Origin of the sequence: Pseudomonas sp. 58(2021) (genome assembly GCF_017491585.1) — a bacterium.
Classification (GTDB): Bacteria; Pseudomonadota; Gammaproteobacteria; order Pseudomonadales; family Pseudomonadaceae; genus Aquipseudomonas; species Aquipseudomonas fluorescens_BT.
The window spans coordinates 1-255 of sequence record NZ_JAFGYZ010000079.1; the positions used below are offsets into that span (position 1 = coordinate 1).

The 255-nt window shown below is 65.5% G+C and carries 1 pseudogene; it reads left to right on the top strand.

Going from position 1 to position 255, the window contains the following annotated elements:
- A pseudogene (locus tag J5M72_RS28830) lies at positions 1-255 on the top strand (hypothetical protein); the annotation flags it as partial.

The window sequence follows — 255 nt, forward strand, 5'->3', positions numbered from 1 at the left end:
AACCGTGAAACTGACGGGCACCGCCAGCAAGGGACAGCAGGTGGAGATCCTCGACGGGGCCGTCAGCAAGGGTAACGCCACAGCGGACCCATCCACCGGCATCTGGACCAAAGACCTTACGGGGTTGGGCGTGGCAGCGCACAGCTTCACCGCCAAAGCACTGTACGGCGCGGGCCAGACTTCAGGGGCACGGACACTGACCGTGACTGCGGCGGCGGCGCCGACCATCACCAACGCCCAGGATTCCAAAGGCAC